The organism is Methylobacterium sp. (assembly GCF_019745455.1).
Lineage (GTDB): Bacteria > Pseudomonadota > Alphaproteobacteria > Rhizobiales > Beijerinckiaceae > Methylobacterium.
Window position 1 is genome coordinate 1 of record NZ_JAIETD010000152.1, and the last position, 3,049, is coordinate 3,049.

The window sequence follows — 3,049 nt, forward strand, 5'->3', positions numbered from 1 at the left end:
CTGTCAGCAATGACAAGCATCACGATCGCCCTCTGAGGTGCAGGGCTCGACGGATTCGCACGCGATCTGCGCAACCTCGGTCAGAACGCACCGCGCGAGATGAAGCGAGACCTCATCAACGCAGCCGACAAGCTCCGCACCGAAGTCCGCCACGCCCTGAGACACCAGACCGGCATCATCCGGTACGACGCCATAACCCAGGGCGTGCGCGGCTACCTCGACAAGGCCGCGCTCTCCTACGTCGTCACCGCCTCAGGATCCAGCCTTCCGATCCCTAACTTCCTTCAAGACCGCGGCATCCCGTGGCCGTCGTTTCGGTGACGACCGCGACCAGAAACGCGATGCAGAAGGCCAGTTCGCCGACCCGAAAGCCAGAGGCGGCGGCGTTAAGTCCGCTGTCTGGACCGCACCTCGAAGCTTCCAGCCATTCTTCAGGCGCAAGGACGGCGATTTCGTTGCCGTCCTCTCCCTGGCTCCCGCGCCCAACGCAAGCTGTTCGGTCCCAGCCTTCCGAAGGAGCTACCCGTCGGCCAGTCCGTCGCCACCTGGGAAGCCGGTGCTAACACCATCCTCGACAGCGTGATGGTCCGCCTCGAACGCATGATGGGCTGACATGCCCACCTTGTCACCGATCAGCGGCGTGGCAATCGCGCGACGCATGGAACCCGCGGCTGCGTCAATACCTGCGACGCGGGGCTGGCGCCTCGTCTTCCTCGGTATCACGACGGCGCATTTCACGCCGCATCTCGCGTCTGTCATCGCGACGAGCATCCTCACGATTCATGTCCCGCTCGCGCTGCCCACGAGAACGCAGATCAACGTTTGGGCCACCAGGCCCAATCTCAATCGTTTGCGCAACGGACGGAGCGGAGGCGAACATTCCAATCACGAGGAGGAACGCGCTCAAAATATTTTTCACGGTAATTCCTTTTCTTCGACGAAGCTAAACAGTTCGGCAGCTGAACCGTTCCTCATCTTCTCGCAATATCTCAAATATGATAAAGACACGCACCGGCGATATGATGCCGCTCTTTTCGCCTTATAATACCCCTAGGCCTTTCATGCTGCTTGGTGACAAAAGGTCGAGATGAAAACAAACCACAATCGAGGGCAGATGGGGCGCCACAAAGCGCCCCAGCTTGTACTATGAAGCTTTTAGGTCGATGAGTTTTCGGCCTATATTGTATAGGCGCTTTTCGTCTTCATGGGCGCACCGTGTAAAATTCGCGATTTTGTGGTTTTCTCTCTGCCCCATTTTATACGCCTCAATTACGTGCGCCATCTCTCTAGAGTCACCTCTGCTGAAGGCTTCTTTTAGCTCAGGACGGCCTTTTACATCTTCGCCTTGGTTGAGGCTCCAGTCCAAGTCCTCTTTAACTGATTTCCAGTTTGCAGACATTTCTTCCTCCCTTGCTCCAGTCGGAGCAGACGAGAGGATACGCCGCTTTTTGTCCTCGTCGACCTGCCTCGGCGCCGACGGTTTTGACCCTCTGCGCGACGACGGAAGTCGAGCGCTCACTGTTCATCCAAGCCCCTGTTGGAATGGGTACCGATGCAGACCCAAGCCTGCGATTGCGACACGTGCCAGCAATTGGCCATCCGGCTCAGCCAAAGCCATTGCCTGATCCAGTTTGAGCGCCGCGAAGGCATCACTATCGAGGTTGAGGCTGAAATCGCTGGCAAGTCCGTTCGCATGATCCGGATTTGGTGCGAGCAGCATCAGATCGGCAGGCGTGTTAGCGGTGGTCCCTGGGTCGTCGGCGTCGTCGCACTGCGGATGCTCCTCAACGACGGCCTGCTGTCCTTGAGAAGCTATCTCGTCGGAAACCGCAGCAGCCCCGCGGTGGTGGACTACTACGCGCAAGCCGATCTTAAGGGACTGCTGAACAACTGGCGATCAAGGGCACTGACTGGCTGACCTGACCCTTCAGCCGTCCAGATGCGAACAATTCGCCCGCGCCTTTCGTACATAAAAAGAAACCACAGGACCTTTAAGGCAAACTACGTAGTATGCTCGCATGTGCGCGCTTGGCCTTTCAAAGATTGCGTTATGAGAACGCTTGTCTGCATCTCGCTTCTGCTTGTCGGCACAGGGCCCTCCTCCGCCCAAATCAAAAGCTCGATGCTCTGCAAGGAGGACCTGGCGATGGCGTTGAAACGAGGAGAAGAAGACAACAGCACCAGCTTCATAAACGTTGCCAAGCGAACATTCTCGCTCGCCATTAATCGAGAATATCTAAGCTTAATATCAGCCGGACGGTCCGAGTTCTACGAGTGTCAGAAAATCTCGTATCGGTCAAATTAAGAACAGATCGCTGAACACAATTAAGTGCCAGACTGCGACAAACTTCATAACGCTTGATCTAAAAAGAATGAGGTTCATCAGATCACAAATGGATCCAGAGTACGAGACTGAGGTCAGCTTCAGTTTTGGATCCTGCACGTCACTCTAAACGGGGTAAAGTCAGATCCTGATCAGGATGATCGCGTAGCCGATGATGAGCACGGTCAGCAGAATGGCAAGCGCTATGACCCGCCCTTTCAATTTGCCGACGTCCTCAGGGTCTTCTTCGCCGCCCATCGTGCGACTCCTGACCGATAGATCGCGCTCCATTCTATGAGCGTTCGAACCTGAACGCCGCGCCAATACCGGCAATAATGACGTATCTCACCGACACGCTGATCAGGCACGATCTGCACACCCTGAGCCCCGCACTTGAGGAGCCATGTCGAGCAGTCCGTTGCCCATTCCATGACCTTCCCCGAAATAGTCCGCTTCCAGGCCGAGAGGGGCATCGCCACTGCGATGAATGCCGCAGCCCGTCAGAACCGGAATTCGACCTCCGAGTAGCTGTGTCGGGCACTTCGGGAGAAGCTGGAGGCCGACGGCGTGAGCCTGCTGCGGCTCGATGAGCCAGACGAGCGGGAGACGGCGTGAAGGCGCGGGTCCTTCCGAGCGGGAGCGCCCCTACCTCAGCCACCTCACACAGCACGAGATCTCGCTCATCGACCGGATCGGGCGCGATGCCATGCAAACGGGCGCCGGTGA

General features: G+C 57.2%; 4 protein-coding genes. 3 read left to right on the forward strand and 1 reads right to left on the reverse strand.

Features of this window, described 5'->3' with window-relative positions:
- Nucleotides 1–99 precede the first annotated feature (99 nt).
- Together K2Y56_RS24715 and K2Y56_RS24720 are read left to right on the forward strand one after the other, a co-directional pair.
- Nucleotides 100–321, forward strand: a complete 222-nt coding sequence (locus K2Y56_RS24715; RefSeq protein WP_292514267.1) for a hypothetical protein — start codon at nucleotides 100–102, stop codon at nucleotides 319–321.
- 292 nt (nucleotides 322–613) lie between these two features.
- Nucleotides 614–1,045, forward strand: a complete 432-nt coding sequence (locus K2Y56_RS24720; RefSeq protein ID WP_292514269.1) for a hypothetical protein — start codon at nucleotides 614–616, stop codon at nucleotides 1,043–1,045.
- Between the two features lie 99 nt (nucleotides 1,046–1,144).
- Here the strand turns inward: K2Y56_RS24720 and K2Y56_RS24725 are convergent, their stop codons facing one another.
- Entirely contained in the window at nucleotides 1,145–1,399 is a 255-nt protein-coding gene (locus K2Y56_RS24725) for a hypothetical protein (RefSeq protein WP_292514271.1), read from the reverse strand.
- A gap of 153 nt (nucleotides 1,400–1,552) precedes the next feature.
- Between K2Y56_RS24725 and K2Y56_RS24730 the strand changes: the two genes are divergently transcribed.
- A complete protein-coding gene (locus tag K2Y56_RS24730) occupies nucleotides 1,553–1,918 on the forward strand; it encodes a hypothetical protein (protein ID WP_292514272.1) in 366 nt (121 codons plus the stop codon).
- Nucleotides 1,919–3,049: the final 1,131 nt, after the last annotated feature.

Excerpts from the sequence above, each read along its gene's own strand:
- K2Y56_RS24715 (WP_292514267.1), top strand. The coding sequence starts at position 100 with ATGAAGCGAGACCTCATCAACGCAGCCGACAAGCTCCGCACCGAAGTC.
- K2Y56_RS24720 (WP_292514269.1), top strand. The coding sequence starts at position 614 with ATGCCCACCTTGTCACCGATCAGCGGCGTGGCAATCGCGCGACGCATG.
- K2Y56_RS24725 (WP_292514271.1), bottom strand. The coding sequence starts at position 1,399 with ATGTCTGCAAACTGGAAATCAGTTAAAGAGGACTTGGACTGGAGCCTC.
- K2Y56_RS24730 (WP_292514272.1), top strand. The coding sequence starts at position 1,553 with ATGCAGACCCAAGCCTGCGATTGCGACACGTGCCAGCAATTGGCCATC.